This is a genomic window from Microcystis sp. M49636_WE2 (genome assembly GCF_030065375.1).
GTDB lineage: Bacteria > Cyanobacteriota > Cyanobacteriia > Cyanobacteriales > Microcystaceae > Microcystis > Microcystis aeruginosa_C.
On sequence record NZ_JASJFG010000826.1, the window covers coordinates 1 to 14281 of the forward strand.

Consider the following 14281-nt stretch of genomic DNA (forward strand, 5'->3'; position numbering starts at 1 on the left):
CCAAAATAACCACCATAAATTGAAGCGAGAGCGATGGGTAAAACCGCCAAAATTTCTGGTATATGACCATTTTCGTCCCCCTGTCGCCGCTGCAACCAAGAGCGTAAAGTATCTTGAAAAGCCAATAAAGCCGCCGCTAAAAGAATCAAAAAAGGAATCAGGCGCTCAAATACTTTATCACTACTATTTAACAGCAAAATACCACCGATAATGCCGCCAATAACTGCCGATGGTAGTAATAACCAAATCCGTTTTTGTTGCCCGTGCAGGTCTTTTTTTTGGGCGAGGGTTGCCCCCAGATAACCGGGACATAAAGCGACGGTATTAGTCACATTTGCCATTACCGGTGGGATACCCACCGCCATCAGCGTCGGAAAAGTAATCAGACTACCGCCACCGGCAAGAGCGTTAATTAAGCCGGCAGCCACGGCAGCGATTGCTAGGAAGCCATACTGAGTAGGCGTGAGCATTTAGGGGTTAGGGATAGTAATTAGGGCTAAATCAATTTTTTCCTCGTCAACTTGCTTAATTTCGGCTCTAATTCCTGGTCCAAAGTATCTTTCGATTTTTTCTTGTTTTGCCAGCCACTTTTCTAGGGGTAAAAGGGGCGATTCAAATTCTAGGGTGAGACAATAGGCGGAATCAACAGCAGTTTCACGAATTGCCACTAAAGTGGGTCTTTCCTCGTCCGTGGGGCTTAATCCCAGCTTTTCTAGGGCTTCATCCAGATGCACTTCCTGTCCGTAGCGATAGCGGGTGACATCGTTGCGAAGTTTGGTTTGGGTGACAGTAGCCTGTTGTTGGCGCAATTGCAAGATTTCGGGGCTACTGGGTTGACTAAAGGGTATGGGTTTGATTTCTGAAGCTTTTAGGGCTAAACCTCCCAATAATAAGGGTAATCCGTAGAAAAACCCCGCTAAATTGACCGTGGCGTTACCTTGGGCATAACCGATAATCCCGATAACCGTTAAAATACTGCCTAAAATTAAGCCAAAGTATGATAGTCTAATTTTCCTGAGCATGAAATAATTTTTTTCTTGAGTACGCTAATCCTTTAGAGATTATACAACTCAAAAGAATCTTTTTTGCAGAGGGGCAGTGGGGAGATTTTTCAGTTATTAGCTACTGAAGGCAATTAGTGTCTATTGCCTATTGCAAGAGTGCCTATTGCCGATGTACTCGCAATTTTTCAATTAATTGAGATAATTTCTGGTCAGAAGCGGCAGTAATAAAGTCTAATTTAAACTTTTGTCCCTGGCTGAGATATTCTGCATAACTAGACAGAAGAAAAGGACGAAACTTGTCATTATCAGCAATATAAACTTCAAAAAAAGCCACCAATAAAGCCCCCGCATAATCCTCGATTAAATTTTGATTGGGTAAAGTGATATCGACCACAGACTCTAGGGTTTTTTGCATTCCTGCATCCAATTCCGTAAAATTTACATGAGCTTGTCCCTCCACCATGGCCAGATATTTATCCGGCGTTTTTAACCAAGTAAAAGGAATGGCCTGTTCAAAAATCGGATTAGCTGCCGGGTCATAACTCCCTGAACCTAAGAGGACAGGAATCGAGATTTTGCTTAAACCTTTTTCCCCAAAAATACTGCGGTTAACGGGATTAGCTGCAAAGACGGCCGCGACTCGTTCATCGCGAAAATTATAGACCTGTCTAGGCAATTCTAGGGCGCGACATTCCAGTAAAATAGCGATATTAATCCCGGAGTAAGGACGATTACAATCTTGGGCGAGATTATCAAAATCAATTTGTGCGCCGGCAACAGCTAGAGATGTATAACCCCCGAAGGAATGACCCGCTACTCCCACATTAGTGAGGTCAAGTTTACCTTGAAATTGACTAGCATTACGTCTGGCTAATTCATCGATGACAAAGCTAATATCTTTAGGTCGATTAATAAACTCATTACCATCAAAAATATTGCGATAATACCCCCCTAACGTTCCTTGCAGGTATTGGGTATCACTGCCGGGGTGTTGCGGTACCGCTACTAAAAATCCGTAGGAAGCTAGATGTTCAATTGCTTGGGCATAATCTTCCGGTCGCGAGGCTAATCCGTGGGAAAAAATAATTACAGGTGTTTTGTCTTCTCGGAAAGTTTGCGGGATATAAACATTCACATATAAACTGCGATTGCGACTGCTATCGGTTAGGTTCCAAACTTCTTTTTTTACCTGAAAGCTACCGCGCTGACGCAAATCGGGTAAACTGGTATAATTAATCGCTGGTTTAACGGCAGCGGCTTCCTCGGCTGTCCAGAGGCGCATATCTTTAATAAATATTTCCGCCACATAAACCGCATAATCGATGGTTTTAGCTAATCCGAGGATTTCTTCCCCCTGTAACTGTATATTATTGGGGAATTTTTTCAGGACATTTAAAAGGGTTAATCCTCCCGGATCGAAAGCGGCACTAACAATCGCACCCCGCAGGGCATATTTACCATTAATTCCCCCTTCAATGGTGATGCCTTTGCCCAAACGAGAGAGCATATCAGCACCCATCACACTATTAAAAAAACGAGATAGTAAAATAGGATCGATGTCAATCTTTGTTAATAAAGCCTCACGAAACTTCTCTCTTGCTTCGGGAGTTGCTCTGGACAGAAATCTTTTTAAATTAGCATCAATCTTTCCTTCTTTAGCAAAATTTTCTAGGGATGCTACCGATACGGAAAAGACGAGGGGAGTATAGACAAATTCAATTTCTTCGGCGGCTTTTAGGGGTAAAGCGGTCATACTCGCAGCGAAAAGACCTAGGAGAAAAGCTTGCAGCCGACGGGTGGGATTATTTCTGGGAAAACGATTTTGTAAACGGGGAATAATCATGGGATTTTTAGTTAGGGTAAATGACAACAATTAAAAGGGAAAAGTGGGACTACGAGTGATGTCCATAAGGCCAATTTAAGGCTAGGGCAAGCGATAAAGTGCCAAGCAAAGTAGGACGAAAAAGCATTAGCAAAACCTCGATATATTCATCTGGGATATTTTAATTATAGATTATTGATAATTTGTGAATATACTATCTAGAATAGTAAGTTATAATTGTTTTTATGTCAAGATATTAACCATTAATAAAAAACGATAAATACATGAATTTAATAAGTGAAAGTGATATATTTGGCGATGAAAATAATCAGATAAGATTTTTGACCAATATAAATTGCTAATTATTACGAATGTGAATATTTTGTTGCGGGAAGGGAATCTCGATACCCTGTTGAGTAAACCGATCAAGAATAGCACAATTAATATCACTAATTACTCGCTTTTTTCTGTTGACATCATCCAACCAAAACTTTAATTCAAAGTTTAAACTAGAATCGTCAAAATTAAGAAAAAAGGCTACTGGTTGCGGGTTTTTAAGTATGTGAGGATGTTGATCGGCAATCTCTAGCAATAAATTCATCACCTGTTGGGCGTTAGAATTATAACCAACTCCGATAACAATTGAACAATAAATCAAGTTATCACTACCCGTGTAGGTGGTGACATCCTCAGTAAAAAACTTTTGATTGGGAATAATTTTTTCGGAATTGTCTGTAAGAATTTGCACTGTTGTCGCTCGGATACCTAGCTTTTTTACCTGAGAAGTCTGTCCTTCAATATTAATTATATCACCGGGTTTGAGAACTTTTTCAAATAATAGTAAAATACCGCTAATGAAATTACTTACCACTTGCTGCATACCGAAACCAATACCCACCGATAAACCGCCAGTAATTGCCGCTATTGCTGTTGCATTAACTCCCACATAACCCAAGATGATAATAAAACCTAAGACAATGAAAAAATAACGTCCTAACAGTAAAGTTGCTTCAATTTCACCGCGACTCGCTTGCTGATTTAAATTAGTAATACTCAGAATTATACTCTCTATAAGAATAACAATAATTACCAGAAAATAGGGAGCTATTATCAAAATAAATATGCTTCTCAATGTGATCGGACTATTGAATAAATTGAAGGGAGATACTTGGGCAATTTCTTGAATATTATTGTAAACACCAATAATAGTTCTCAGGAGGAATAATACCAATAAAGGTGCTAAAAGCCGACCATGATAATATTTAATTGTATTGACGGAAAACCTAGCATATAATCCAGCTAATAAACAACGATAAATCAAGTAAAAAAATATTAATTGTATGGATAAATTAATCATTCCTCTTGTCCAGTTTTGACTGAAAAAAATTAGATACTTTAAGTCAAGTAAAATTAGACTAATAACTGGAAAATTAAGAAACTGTATCAGGATGGCAAAATATTGACGGAGGGTTAATTTTTTATCACTGTGAATAAAACTGGTGCCGTGAGGGAATCTTTTTTCTAAGTAAGACCATAACCATTTTGATAATAACCAAGCAACAATTAAGGAGAGAAAAATAGTCGTTAATTGATTTTGAACATTTCTACGTCCTAAAAATAATAATTGGTTAGCAATTATTTCCGAAAGAGAGGGGATATTGTTGTTCATATTAATTTATTTTCCCGACTTCCTGATCGAGATCTGATTGAATATAAAGTGTCAGTTTTTGGGCTGCTGCTGAGGAAGATATTTCACCAGCGATCGCTCTTTCATACCAAAATTCTCCTTGTTCTAAAATTTGATTCGACTTTTCCCAATCATCCAGAGGAACTGCCACAACATTTTGAGATTGTTGTAATAATACCGATTCGATCGGTAGTAATTTTCCTTCGATCTGTACCCGTCGATTAGTGGGAATAAAACTTTCTGTTTGGATGATTGCTTGTAATTGTTGTTCGGGATTAGAGAGAAATTTTCCTAAAGCTAACCCCAAACTATTTTCATTATCACTATTATTGCGATTAAATACCATCACCCGTGTATAGAGAATTGGTGCTGCTTTACCTTGAGTGTCTTGGGGAAGTAAAGCGACTCTGAGATCATCTTGGAGGCTGTTTTTTAAATCGGCAATTTCAATAGAATTACACACATAATAGGTTAAGCGGCCTCTAGCAAAGGCCTCGTGAAGTAATTCCCGTTGACGATTGAGGATAAAATTAGGCTGTGACGAGGCAAATTTTAGCCATTCTAGCCATTTTGCCCAACCATCCAAGCGAGGTTGCAGCCTACCCTGATCATCCCACAAATAGCCGCCAAAAATTGCCATTCCCCAAAAAGTATCTTCAAAAGAGGAAACTATCCCCACAGAATAGCCTTTGCGCGCACGTTCCACTAATCCCTCTAAACTGGTGGGAGGTTGCTTCAGCAGCGGATCGGTACTAACTTGTAATTTTTTTTGATTGTAACACAGTACATTAGTACGAGAACCTAAAGGAATGCCATAGATTTTTCCTTGATAGCTAACTTGTTTCAGCGTCGGGGGATAATAAATAGATAAATCTAGATTTTTCTGGTCAATTTCCTTCAGTACCCCTTGGGATACTAATCTGGGTATATTTCTCGAAAAAATTAGAATAACACTAGCACCCAATCCGCTTTGAGATTGTTTAAAAAAACGTTCGGGTATCTCATCGATAGGAATAGCTTTTTCGAGAATTGTCACTTGCGGATTTAATTTTTCAAACTCTTGCAAACCGAGACCTAGTATTTCAGTTAAATTTCCCTCTTCTGGATACCAAACCGAGAGAGTTCCTTGCAGTTGCTCCGATGATTGATTAGGGAGATCACTAAAACAGGCATAAAGAAAAATTGGCATCAGGATAAAAAGCAATAGGAGCGATATAATTCCCCTTATTTTTTTACTTCTCCAAACAGTTTTAACTCTGAGCCTTAGAAATTGCATCGCTCGTGATCCTTCAAAAATCTTGCCATATATTCATGATACATGAAAAGGTGACTAATAATCTTCATCAGAAAAATAATTAACATGATCTTTTGTCAAGAGCCACCAGTATAGCAGTAATCCCAGTTACTATCGGCTGCCATAATAGAATTAGTCCAAAATGCCCTGCAAGAACTACAAAATCTAGACGAGGAAAACACCCCATGAACCATCACTACAGCATCACCATTTAATGGTCAGATGAAGACCAAAAATTTATCGCCCATTTACCTGAGTTTGGACCCTATACTCATACCCATGGTGAAACCTACAATGCAGCCCTACAAAATGCCCTTGAAGTTCTATATCTCCTTATCGAAGACTACACTGCACTGGGCAAATCTCTCTCACGTCCTCAGGATATTTCCCCATAGCTCAAATATCCTCTATTACATTTCAGTCAGAACCGACAACCCCGAAATAAATGATGAAAACGTCAGCCAATAAGTAATTTTTACTTTATTATGAGAGTAATCCCCCAAACCATTGGGAGCGTAAGGCTTACGCTGAACAGAGAATCTCTCAAACCAAACCCTGAAGGTGACTGTTGCTGGCAAATTAAGTGATGATGTTCGTAAAGGAACTTTAGCTAGTATTCTTAAACAAGCAGGGTTAAAATGATCGACAAATATCTAATTGTTCTCGAAAAAAGTGAGACGGGATTTTCAGCTTATTCACCCGATGTATTGGGTTGTGTAGCAACAGGTGCGACTCTAGAAGAAACAACGGAGCAAATGCGATCAGCTTTGGCTTTGCATTTGGCAGATGTTGAAAACTTGCCCCAACCGCGAGGGATTGATGCCTATTTAGAAGCTTTGCGAGATTCGGAAGGAGAAGCATTTTTTCTAACTCATATTCCCATAGATCAAGTGTTAGTTAAACCTTAGTTTTATTAAGGAAAATGAACGATAAACTTAAGCAAACTGGAATTAAAGCTTTTACTTTAATCTGATCAAAGATCAAGTACAGGAACTAGAAGCCTGTTCCACGGGGTAGGCATTTTGTTATTTCACAGGCTATAATCTTATTAAAGATAAAACACAAGAACCAGAAGCCTGTTACACTATCTAACAATTAATTAAGTGCCATTTACTAGCAAGGAGTCGTACCATGGAACCTTTAACGCTATTGGCTACAGGAGTCACGATTATTTTAGGGGGAGCGTTGGCCCGTGTGGGGGAGCTTGTCTTAGATGGTTCCCTTGAAAAACTGATAAATTTAATCGGAGCGAATTCTCCTGATACTTTAAAAAAGTTGCAATCGGCTAATCAAGATCCTGCTTTGTTATCTGAAACCATTGAGGTAATGGCGATTTTACTGGAAGACCCAGAAATACAAAAAGTTGCAGAACAAGTGTTTAAGGAAAATCAATCTAATCCTTACGTTATTAATATGATGAAAAATGTTGGAATTGTTAATCAAGGAACAATTCATAATCCGACTTTTAACTTCAACTGACCACAGCCGCCTGTAGGGGAGCAGGTTAAACAAAACCCTGCTAACTTAGATACAACCAGTGAGAGTTCCAAGTCTATTTCGACTTCTCTTTCTAATCTTGATTACGGCATTGAAAGTCTATGTAAATTGAAAGCAATTTTCTACAAACTTAAGGGAAATGCTCGTCAACAGGAGGGTAAAGTTAATATAACAGTTAAAGAATTATCAGAATGGATTCAGGCAATTCAATCCGCAGAATCAGAATTTGAGCAATTTTTAAATTTATTGGAGGCTAATGATGATTCAGATTCATAAAAATCAAACTAATTCGGCTCAGGCTAGTAATTATGAAACAGAGTTAAATCTTGAGAACTTTGATCAGATTACGCCCAAAAAACATAATCCTAAAATCTATCAAAAGCTCTTAAAAAAAGCTCAGGATATTGGTGATAAACAATCTGAGGTTTTTGCTCTTGGCCGGTTAGCAATGATTTATCAATCTTGGGGTCAATATAGAGAAGCAGTACAATATCTTCAGCAACAATTAGTAATTATTAGAGAAACTAATGATCGGTATTCGCTGGCGAATACTTTAGGTAATTTGGGAGCGGCTTATCAGTCTTTAGGGCAGTATCAAGAAGCAATTTCACATCTTCAAGAACAATTAGCAATTGCCCAGGAGATCGGCGATATTCTTGCCCTAGCAAATGCTTTCGGAAATCTGGGGATTACTTATCAATCCTTAGGAAAATATCAGCAAGCAATTGAATATTTTCAAAAACAATTAGAAATTGCCCAGCAAATTGGTGATAAAACATCAGAAGCAAATGCTTCGAGTAATTTAGGTACTTCTTATCAATATCAAGGCGATTTTGCTCAAGCAGAATCTCTATTTTTACAAGGATTAAAAATCCATGAAGAGTTATTTGGTGGCAATAATCCTAGTGTTGCTTCTAATCTCAACAATCTGGCGAGTCTTTATCAAGATCAAGGGAGATACACAGAAGCAGAACCTCTCTTTTTCCGCTCGCTGGCGATTCGGGAAAAGCTATTAGGAAAAGAGCATCCTGATGTGGCGACCAGTCTCAACAATCTGGCGAGTCTTTATTGCGCTCAAGGGAAATACGCAGAAGCAGAACCTCTCTTTTTGCACTCGCTGGCGATTGGGGAAAAGCAATTAGGAAAAGAGCATTCTGATGTGGCGACCATTCTCAACAATCTGGCTGGTCTTTATTATGATCAAGGGAAATACGCAGAAGCAGAACCTCTCTTTTTGCGCTCGCTGGCGATTACAGAAAAGCAATTAGGAGAAGAGCATCCTGATGTGGCGACCAGTCTCAACAATCTGGCGGATCTTTATCGCGCTCAAGGGAAATACGCAGAAGCAGAATCTCTCTATCAAAGAGCGCTGGCGATTAGGGAAAAGCAATTAGGAGCAGAGCATCCTCATGTGGCCAACAGTCTCAACAGTCTGGCGATTCTTTATCAGTCTCAAGGAAAATACACAGAAGCGGAACCGCTTTATCAAAAAGCGATTGCTATTTGTTCGGAAAAATTAGGAGAAAATCACCCCGACACTCAAACAGTAAAAAATAATTATAATCTGATGCTTTCTCAACTTCCCGATGAGGAATTAAGCCAACGCTTTCCCCCCGAAATGGTGGAATATATCCAATCACTCCGTCATTCCTAGATTCTTTGTAATACCTTAATAATGCTCAAACTGCAATAAAATTACTCCAGCAGATAGTAAATGCCTAAAAAAATACGAGAACTCAAGTCTATACTTCTGAAAGCAGGGTTTACCTATCGCCCCGGTAAAGGTAGTCATACCGTTTGGAGCCATCCCCGTTTAGAATATAGCTTGACCCTGTCAGGCAAAGATAGTAGTGATGCCGATCGCTACCAGGAAAAAGACGGAAGAAATGCACTTCAGGAACTAGCCAACTTAAATCAAGGAGACAACCCATGAATTATTACTATAGTATTTTTATTCAATGGTCAGAAGAAGACAACAAATTTATCGCCCACCTCCCTGAATTTGGCCCCTATGCTCATACCCATGGTGAAACCTACCATGCAGCTCTACAAAATGCCCTTGAAGTTCTAGATCTCCTTATCGAAGACTACACTGCACGAGGCAAATCTCTCCCACCTCTCCGGGCTATTTCCGCATAGCCCAAATATTCTCAGTTCAGTAATATTTCCTAGTATTTAACCGTTCATAGAACATTTTATACCATGATCTCGGAAAAGCCAAAATAAACATTATGCAAGTTACGGCTTAGATCATTACTAAAGTTGTCATATCTCCTTCTTCTCGATCAGAACCAAAAAGCCCAAAATAAATAATGAAAACGTCAGCCAAGAAGCAATTTTTGCTTTATTATAAGACTAATCCCCACAAACCGTAAGCGATTTATGTATCAAGTCACCGTTGATTACGCCAAAGCCAACCTAGAAAAACTCTGCGATCGCACTGAAAAAGAACCCGATGGAGTAGTGATCGTTCGTGAAAATCGCAGTTATATTCTCATCACTCAAGAAGAATGGGAATCCTTAGCTGAAACCTCCGAACTCATGCAAGATTCCAAACTATTACAACATATTGCATCAGCACGACGAGAATATGCCGCAGGAGAAACCCTGATAATGGAACAAGTATTTGGATGACAACCTACACAATTGTCTTTTCTAAACAAGCGCGAAAAGATACCGACGAACTCACCCAAAAACAAAAAGTCAAACTTCAATAAATTTTAACTAACATAATTGCAATTAATCCCTATATTGGCAAATCCTTAAAAGGCGATTTAGAAGGCTTGTATTCCTATCGCCTAAATAGAAAAGATCGTCTGCTTTATGAAATTTATGAAGACGATAAAACTATTCTGATTATTCGTACCAAAACACACTAGGGAGATTAGGTAAGAGCGGTCATAACGCCTGAAGTCATCCCCGTTTAGAATATAGCTTGCCCCTGTCAGGCAAAGATAGTAGTGATGCTGATCGCTACCAGGAAAAAGACGGAAGAAATGCACTTCAGGAACTAGCAAAATTAAATCAAGGAGACAACCCATGAATTATCACTATAGTATTTTTATTCAGCTGTCTTATTACATTTTGGAATTAAGGGAAAATCACCCCGATACTCAAATAGTAAAAAATAATTAGGGTTTGCTGAAAAAGTAAGGGCGATCGTCGATCAAGATGCAAGGTTTTTGAGACACTAGCTTTAAAATCTTGCATCTGTTTTGTGAAACAAGCCACTAAACTCCTTACCTTGTACATATTTCACATTTATTCAGCAAACCCTAGTTAAATAATCTTTGCAGAAAAGTGCTTTGATCCCGCAGAAAAACCTGAGCGCAATTACGCCCCGGCATCCCCGAAATTGAGCCGCCGGGGTGAGTTCCTGCCCCAGTTAAATAAAGGTTTTTAATGGGGGTTTTGTAGTTAGCTATTTCTGGCAAAGGACGCAGGAAAATCATCTGATCTAAGGTCATATCAAGATGATAGTAATTACCTTTATAGGAACCCAAACGATTAGCTAATTCGGCCGGACTTTCCACCCGACGGGCAATGATCGAAGATTTGAGATTGGGAGCATAATCGGCCAGTTTATCAAGAACTCGATCGGCCACGCGATTTTTTAATTCTTCCGTCCATCCCGTGCCGTTTAATCCCGTTCCCTCGGCCCCGGCAATCTGATAGGGGGCAAAAAATTCGATCCAGAGGGTATGCTTGCCCTGGGGAGCCATGGAGGGATCGAGAATAGTGGGGACATCTAGGTACATCGAGGGATTTTCGTCGGGAATCTGCCCCAAAATCGTTAAAGCGTGGGCCTGTTCAACGTGACGGACGGAATCGGCGATGAGAATCGTTCCCTGTAAATACTCCTCTTTGTGATCATAAGCCTCGAACCTTGGCGCTTCGGCGAGGGCGCAATCAATTTTAAGAATTGTTTCATTGTTATTGACAATTCGCCGTTCTACCCTTTCTCGCAATTCCGGATCGGCGGCATCCACATCGGCGGGGGCGACTAACTGTAAAAAAACTCGTCTAGCGTCAATATTAGAGATAACACCCGCTTTTGCCAGATATTCTTGTCCAGAGTCCACCCTAACCCCGATCGCTTGTCCTTCCTCGATTAGAATCTGTTTAACTTTCTGCTCGGTTAAAATTACCCCACCGAGACTAACAACACATTTCACCAGAGCCTCGGTTAGTGCGCCTGTACCACCACGAGGGCGAGCCACCCCGGGGGAGTGACGCATCGCCATCATCATCATCCCGGAGGTAATGCCTTTTTGGGAGGGAGGAGCGCCAATTTCCGCCGCTAGACGAGCCAGGGGTGCTTTGACAAATTCGTTCTCAAACCACTCATTGAGGACATCTTCGGGGGAAGTAATCATCGTGCGGATGAAGTCGAGCAGTTTCTTTTTCGAGCCGATCGCTTTCCAGACACTAGCTAAAGCACTAGAGTTATAATTGCGGGCGATTCTGAGCAAATCTTGGGGCGGGGCATTAAACCAAGGCCCGATCGCATTCATCAACTGCGCCCAATAGTCGATAAACTGAAGGTAGCGATCGGCATCTCGCGGACAAAACTGGGCAATTGCGGCGTGAGTTTTTTCCAGAGAGCGATAGGAAAGAAAATATTGGCCGGAGGGATGGGGACAGAAAACGGTAGGATCGAAGAATAAATACTCTAATCCGTGGCGTTTTAGCTCCAATTCCTCAATTACTGGTCCTAAAAAGATAAATTCATGATCGATCGCACAGAGATTAAACTTAAAATCGGGGGCTAGATCCGGGATAACCGCTTCTGTGGTAGCGGCTCCTCCTGGTACGCTACGCTGTTCGAGAAGGAGGACGCGATAACCGGCTTTGAGGAGATAGGCGGCACAAACTAAACCATTATGCCCGGCACCGATGAGGATGACATCGTAACTTTCCATGCAGTTTCAAAAATTCCTATTTTTAATTTTGCGCTTTTCTTGACCCTAATATGTTAAAAATAGTTAAAGATTCGCTGCTATCAGCAGATTTCAGCGAGCAGTTATGAGTGAGCAGGTAGAAAACCTTTAATTTTTCCTTTTTTTTATGAGTTCTGCGATTAAAGTTATTCAACCATCGGGTATTTTAGATGGCAACCAAGCTGGCCAATTTCGCCAAGAAATTACCGAAGCCGTGCAGGGAGGTTCCGAGGTTATTATCGTTGATTTCAAGAATGTCACCTTTATGGATAGTTCTGGTTTAGGGGCGCTAGTTTTATCCTTAAAAACCGTGCGTTCTGCGGGGGGTAAGATTTTTATCTGCTCGATTAATGATCAGATAAAAATGTTATTTGAATTGACCGATATGGATCGAGTTTTTGAAATTTTTAATAACCGAGAAGAATTAGAACAAAAAATTTTAGGAAGTTAATCAGCGAAAATCCACCTGCATGATCGAAAGATCATCCTTAAAATTACCATCAAATTGTAAAGCTTGAATTCCTTCAATAAAATTATCGAGATTTTTGGCGGAATTACAGTGATAATTTCGCAAAGATTGAATAAAGTTTTCTAGTCCCCACATCCTACCATCAGCACAATCGATCTCGTAAATTCCATCGCTAAAAAGATAAAGGCTACTGGGTAAATTCAGGCATTTAACCTGATTAATATATTCCGCTTCCGGAAACATCCCGATGGGAAAACCGGGGGCTTTCAGTCTGGTTTCAATCATCTGGCCAAAAGGTTTTTGAGTCAGGAGAACTGCCGGGGGATGACCGGCACTGGCATAGGTTAACTGTTGTTGTTTCCGATCATAAATTCCGTACCAGATAGTAAAATATTTATCATTCTTAGGGCTGATTTGATAAACTTGATTTAACCCTTGTAAAACCTGATTAGGTTGATAGTAATTTACCTGAGTTAAACCACGAGAACGGAGTAAATTAATCACCGAAAGGGAAGGTAAAGCCGCTCGCAACCCATGGCCTGCCACATCTAAAAGATATAACATCAAATGGTCATTATCTAACCAATAATAATCAAAGCCATCACCCCCCAATCGACGAGAAGGAAGGAAGCGAAAATCGATAGCAAGTTTTGGAGAAATAAAAGGTTCTGGTAACAGCGATCGCACATATTCCGCCGCTTCCGCTAACTCCATTTCTAGTAATTGTTTTTGCGCTTGCAGATCGTGACTTAATTGATGCAAACGCATTCCCGCCCGCACGCGCGCTCTTAACTCATTAATCTCGATCGGTTTACACAAAAAATCATCCGCCCCCGCATCCAATCCCTTCACCCGATCCTCCACCGATCCCAAAGAAGTTAAGAGGATAAAAAAAGTCGTTGACAGTTGGGGATTAAGCTTAATTTGCCGGCAAACTTCCAACCCATCGATCCCCGGCATCATCCAATCACAAATAATCATCGCCGGTTTTAGTTGCCCCGCTTGCTTTAATCCTTCTTCCCCATCACTGGCAACAAAAACCTCGTATTCCTTCTGCAAAGCGCGGCTCAGAAACGTCTGAATTACTCCATCATCATCAATTACTAGAATTCGTACCATCTTTTTTGTAACTCGACTATCTCAATCTTACTGCTTACACTAGAGGGGAGTGGACGACTTTGCTTGTACCTCAAGACAGGATTAAATCCAGAATCGAGCTAATACATCAGTCATAGTTTGGGAAAAATGGTATAACTTCTAGCGTAAGGCATTGGAGAGGTAAGCCGGGGGTGAAGATTTCTTTTCAGGTAGATAGCGATCTCAGGTCCTTAGATACCGTTTTAAAATATTTTCAGCAACTTGAACCGGCCGGCATTCCCCAAAAAGACTGGCTCCAGTGTCAGCTTGCTCTTGCCGAAGGTTTTACTAATGCAGTCCGTCACGCTCACCGACACCTACCTCCCGAAATCCCGATCGAGATCGAGATCGAGATTACCCGATCCCAGATGGAAATTCGCATCTGGGATCGGGGTTCCGCCTTCGATTTAGAGGACTTTATCGAGAAAAAC

General features: G+C 40.4%; 19 protein-coding genes. 12 read left to right on the forward strand and 7 right to left on the reverse strand.

The genetic code is table 11. The features are described from left to right. From PX484_RS18820 to PX484_RS18840, 5 genes are all read right to left on the reverse strand, one after another. On the reverse strand, positions 1-470 hold a 470-nt coding region (locus tag PX484_RS18820), incomplete at its 3' end, for a sulfite exporter TauE/SafE family protein (RefSeq protein WP_288105098.1). Further along, entirely contained in the window at positions 471-1022 is a 552-nt protein-coding gene (locus tag PX484_RS18825; RefSeq protein ID WP_149974096.1) for a DUF2854 domain-containing protein, read from the reverse strand. Positions 1023-1164: 142 nt separating this feature from the next. After that, complete coding sequence (locus PX484_RS18830) at positions 1165-2847, reverse strand: alpha/beta hydrolase (protein ID WP_002802096.1); 1683 nt, start codon at positions 2845-2847, stop codon at positions 1165-1167. A 337-nt stretch (positions 2848-3184) separates the two neighbouring features. Further along, positions 3185-4495, reverse strand: a complete 1311-nt coding sequence (locus PX484_RS18835; RefSeq protein ID WP_002802098.1) for a mechanosensitive ion channel family protein — start codon at positions 4493-4495, stop codon at positions 3185-3187. A 1-nt stretch (position 4496) separates the two neighbouring features. Continuing rightward, positions 4497-5789 carry a sugar ABC transporter substrate-binding protein gene (locus PX484_RS18840; protein ID WP_287666713.1) on the reverse strand — a complete coding sequence of 431 codons (1293 nt, stop codon included), beginning with the start codon at positions 5787-5789 and terminating at the stop codon, positions 4497-4499. A 257-nt stretch (positions 5790-6046) separates the two neighbouring features. Here PX484_RS18840 and PX484_RS18845 point away from each other — a divergent pair, with 257 nt between their 5' ends. From PX484_RS18845 to PX484_RS26110, 10 genes are all read left to right on the forward strand, one after another. Beyond that, positions 6047-6202 carry a type II toxin-antitoxin system HicB family antitoxin gene (locus PX484_RS18845; protein ID WP_287666735.1) on the forward strand — a complete coding sequence of 52 codons (156 nt, stop codon included), beginning with the start codon at positions 6047-6049 and terminating at the stop codon, positions 6200-6202. A 160-nt stretch (positions 6203-6362) separates the two neighbouring features. Further along, positions 6363-6449: a type II toxin-antitoxin system HicA family toxin gene (locus tag PX484_RS18850; protein WP_373276102.1), complete on the forward strand. Its 87-nt coding sequence runs from the start codon at positions 6363-6365 to the stop codon at positions 6447-6449. Further along, positions 6446-6715: a type II toxin-antitoxin system HicB family antitoxin gene (locus tag PX484_RS18855; protein ID WP_002802104.1), complete on the forward strand. Its 270-nt coding sequence runs from the start codon at positions 6446-6448 to the stop codon at positions 6713-6715. Before PX484_RS18850 ends, PX484_RS18855 begins: the two co-directional genes overlap by 4 nt. A 223-nt stretch (positions 6716-6938) precedes the next feature. Continuing rightward, positions 6939-7286, forward strand: coding sequence for a hypothetical protein (locus PX484_RS18860; RefSeq protein ID WP_287766442.1), 348 nt, complete (start codon positions 6939-6941; stop codon positions 7284-7286). A gap of 126 nt (positions 7287-7412) precedes the next feature. Continuing rightward, positions 7413-7580, forward strand: coding sequence for a hypothetical protein (locus tag PX484_RS18865; protein WP_002737018.1), 168 nt, complete (start codon positions 7413-7415; stop codon positions 7578-7580). Further along, positions 7561-8958, forward strand: coding sequence for a tetratricopeptide repeat protein (locus tag PX484_RS18870; RefSeq protein WP_288105101.1), 1398 nt, complete (start codon positions 7561-7563; stop codon positions 8956-8958). The genes PX484_RS18865 and PX484_RS18870 overlap by 20 nt, the downstream gene beginning before the upstream one ends. 60 nt (positions 8959-9018) lie before the next feature. Beyond that, positions 9019-9237, forward strand: coding sequence for a type II toxin-antitoxin system HicA family toxin (locus tag PX484_RS18875; protein ID WP_287766446.1), 219 nt, complete (start codon positions 9019-9021; stop codon positions 9235-9237). After that, a complete protein-coding gene (locus tag PX484_RS18880; protein ID WP_002737731.1) occupies positions 9234-9443 on the forward strand; it encodes a type II toxin-antitoxin system HicB family antitoxin in 210 nt (69 codons plus the stop codon). Before PX484_RS18875 ends, PX484_RS18880 begins: the two co-directional genes overlap by 4 nt. Before the next feature lie 243 nt (positions 9444-9686). After that, the gene (locus tag PX484_RS18885) at positions 9687-9938 is read left to right on the forward strand and encodes a type II toxin-antitoxin system Phd/YefM family antitoxin (protein WP_287766448.1); all 252 of its coding nucleotides are present in this window, start codon (positions 9687-9689) and stop codon (positions 9936-9938) included. Between the two features lie 104 nt (positions 9939-10042). Beyond that, positions 10043-10183: a type II toxin-antitoxin system YoeB family toxin gene (locus PX484_RS26110; RefSeq protein WP_373276103.1), complete on the forward strand. Its 141-nt coding sequence runs from the start codon at positions 10043-10045 to the stop codon at positions 10181-10183. Positions 10184-10579: 396 nt separating this feature from the next. Here PX484_RS26110 and crtO read toward each other — a convergent pair whose 3' ends face one another. After that, on the reverse strand, positions 10580-12226 hold the full coding sequence (gene crtO, locus PX484_RS18895; protein ID WP_287766450.1) for a beta-carotene ketolase CrtO: 1647 nt from the start codon (positions 12224-12226) through the stop codon (positions 10580-10582). Positions 12227-12371: 145 nt separating this feature from the next. Between crtO and PX484_RS18900 the strand changes: the two genes are divergently transcribed. After that, complete coding sequence (locus PX484_RS18900; RefSeq protein ID WP_002802117.1) at positions 12372-12695, forward strand: STAS domain-containing protein; 324 nt, start codon at positions 12372-12374, stop codon at positions 12693-12695. Here the strand turns inward: PX484_RS18900 and PX484_RS18905 are convergent, their stop codons facing one another. Next, entirely contained in the window at positions 12696-13832 is a 1137-nt protein-coding gene (locus PX484_RS18905) for a SpoIIE family protein phosphatase (protein ID WP_287766453.1), read from the reverse strand. Between the two features lie 170 nt (positions 13833-14002). Here PX484_RS18905 and PX484_RS18910 point away from each other — a divergent pair. Then, positions 14003-14281 (forward strand): ATP-binding protein (locus PX484_RS18910; RefSeq protein WP_288105103.1); only part of this gene is annotated, 279 nt, incomplete at its 3' end.

Coding starts and splice junctions, on each gene's coding strand:
- PX484_RS18825 (WP_149974096.1), bottom strand. CDS start 1,022: ATGCTCAGGAAAATTAGACTATCATACTTTGGCTTAATTTTAGGCAGT.
- PX484_RS18830 (WP_002802096.1), bottom strand. CDS start 2,847: ATGATTATTCCCCGTTTACAAAATCGTTTTCCCAGAAATAATCCCACC.
- PX484_RS18835 (WP_002802098.1), bottom strand. CDS start 4,495: ATGAACAACAATATCCCCTCTCTTTCGGAAATAATTGCTAACCAATTA.
- PX484_RS18840 (WP_287666713.1), bottom strand. CDS start 5,789: ATGCAATTTCTAAGGCTCAGAGTTAAAACTGTTTGGAGAAGTAAAAAA.
- PX484_RS18855 (WP_002802104.1), top strand. CDS start 6,446: ATGATCGACAAATATCTAATTGTTCTCGAAAAAAGTGAGACGGGATTT.
- PX484_RS18860 (WP_287766442.1), top strand. CDS start 6,939: ATGGAACCTTTAACGCTATTGGCTACAGGAGTCACGATTATTTTAGGG.
- PX484_RS18870 (WP_288105101.1), top strand. CDS start 7,561: ATGATGATTCAGATTCATAAAAATCAAACTAATTCGGCTCAGGCTAGT.
- PX484_RS18875 (WP_287766446.1), top strand. CDS start 9,019: ATGCCTAAAAAAATACGAGAACTCAAGTCTATACTTCTGAAAGCAGGG.
- PX484_RS18880 (WP_002737731.1), top strand. CDS start 9,234: ATGAATTATTACTATAGTATTTTTATTCAATGGTCAGAAGAAGACAAC.
- PX484_RS18885 (WP_287766448.1), top strand. CDS start 9,687: ATGTATCAAGTCACCGTTGATTACGCCAAAGCCAACCTAGAAAAACTC.
- crtO (WP_287766450.1), bottom strand. CDS start 12,226: ATGGAAAGTTACGATGTCATCCTCATCGGTGCCGGGCATAATGGTTTA.
- PX484_RS18900 (WP_002802117.1), top strand. CDS start 12,372: ATGAGTTCTGCGATTAAAGTTATTCAACCATCGGGTATTTTAGATGGC.
- PX484_RS18905 (WP_287766453.1), bottom strand. CDS start 13,832: ATGGTACGAATTCTAGTAATTGATGATGATGGAGTAATTCAGACGTTT.